General features: G+C 47.8%; 2 protein-coding genes. Both read left to right on the top strand.

What is annotated here, in order from left to right; all coding sequences use genetic code 11:
• The coding region (locus Q8O69_RS20705) for a ribonucleotide-diphosphate reductase subunit beta (RefSeq protein WP_305594194.1) at window positions 1-683 on the top strand (683 nt) is incomplete at its 5' end.
• 112 nt (window positions 684-795) lie between these two features.
• Window positions 796-1,719 (top strand): hypothetical protein, encoded by a 924-nt coding sequence (locus tag Q8O69_RS20710; RefSeq protein ID WP_305594196.1) that lies wholly within the window; start codon window positions 796-798, stop codon window positions 1,717-1,719.
• The last annotated feature ends 252 nt before the right edge of the window (window positions 1,720-1,971 follow it).

Below are 1,971 nucleotides of genomic sequence, written 5' to 3' on the forward strand. Positions count from 1 at the left end.
TCCACACCCACGCCTACCAGTACTGCATCGAATCGCTGGGCATGGACGAAGGCGCGATCTTCAACATGTACCACGAGATTCCATCGGTCGCGAAGAAAGCCAGCTGGGGCCTCAAGTACACCCGTTCGATCTCCGACCCGACCTTCAACACCGGCACCGTCGAGACCGACAAAGAACTGCTGCGCAACCTGATCGCCTACTACTGCGTTCTGGAAGGCATCTTCTTCTATTGCGGCTTTACCCAGATCCTCTCCATGGGTCGCCGCAACAAGATGACCGGCGTCGCCGAGCAGTTCCAGTACATCCTGCGTGACGAGTCCATGCACTTGAACTTCGGCATCGACGTGATCAACCAGATCAAGATCGAAAACCCACACCTGTGGGATGCCCAGCTCAAAGACGAAGCCACCCAGATGATCCTCCAGGGCACCCAACTGGAAATCGAATACGCACGCGACACCATGCCGCGCGGCGTACTGGGCATGAACGCCGCGATGATGGAGGACTACCTCAAATTTATCGCCAACCGTCGTCTGACCCAGATCGGTTTGAAGGAAGAGTACCCAGGTACCTCTAACCCGTTCCCATGGATGTCGGAAATCATGGACCTGAAGAAAGAGAAGAACTTCTTCGAGACGCGGGTTATTGAGTATCAGACTGGTGGGGCGTTGAGCTGGGATTGATTCCAGTCACTCACTGAGAGATTAAGAGCGCTTTACCTGAAATGGATGTTTGGGGTGGCGAGTTAGATTAAGAGCCCCGCCTAGTGCGGGGCTTTTTATTAACGAGACAAGAATGCCAACAAAAAACACACGCCTAGGATTTTCACGCACGGCTATCGCACTACTATTAGCAGCGACCGGCATTATCACACCTATACTTTGGGACTGGTGGAGCACCAAATCAGAACTAACAATAACAAAAGAGCAAGGCACGAACATAATAGAGAAAAAAACCTCAGTTGACGGACTCTCAATTTCATATCTAGGTCATGAAATTGAAACCTTAAGCAAAATAAAATTCACCCTCAAGAACACTGGACGAACCCCTATTGAAGGATCAGATTTAGTATCGCCACCGACTTTAATCATCACTCAAGGCGAGCTACTCAAAGCAACAATTGATTCTATGTCTCCAGACAACCTTGGGGCAGAAATAACGCAAAACAGTAGTAATATAATAATAAAATTCCCACTTCTAAACCCGGGCGATATCATCAACCTCAGCGCACTAATCTCTGGCCAAGATCTAACATTCAAGGTTGAATCAAGAATAAAGAACATCAGCAAAATAAACGTACTAGACGAAAAAGATCAAATAAAAATAAGAAGCTCATTTAGCGTATCAACATATATCGTTGGATTTTTTTTAATCATCTTCATACTCCTATTCTTCGCACTATTAGGCCAGGCACCAAAACGGAATAAACAAAAGACTCTTCTTGCAAGAGGCGAGATTCCTTTCGCGCCCGGAGACCATTCAAGCACAGCAGTAGCCTACATTGAAAACGAATTGAGTTTTCTCGCAAAAAACAGAAGAAAGCCTCTTTTAGAAATGGCTTTGCGAGACGGCGAATTTCTGAGCGAAAGGAACGTCACAGAACTAACAACAACTATTAAAAACATTATAAACACCACAAACCCCGGCGGCGGCGCAATTCTAATTCTAATAATATGTCTTCTAGGGGCCTACTATCTATATTCAAATATCGTTATCTAAGGATGATTGAAGCAAGTAACCCGGACAACCACCGTAACGGTGGATGGATAAAGCGTCATCCACCCTACGGATCATCGCCATGCCCGGCGTAGGGTGGACAACGCGAAGCTTGTCCACCATGGCTCAACGACCCAGCCGCTCACGGATGAGCCACCATGCCCAACTACCGCCGCGCCCGCATACAGGGGTAATAGGGGACAGACCACGTTTTATCGGCAACCTTACTTACCCTTTTCGCCCTTACGGCGAGTC

The organism is Pseudomonas sp., from assembly GCF_030690725.1.
Taxonomy (GTDB): Bacteria; Pseudomonadota; Gammaproteobacteria; order Pseudomonadales; family Pseudomonadaceae; genus Aquipseudomonas.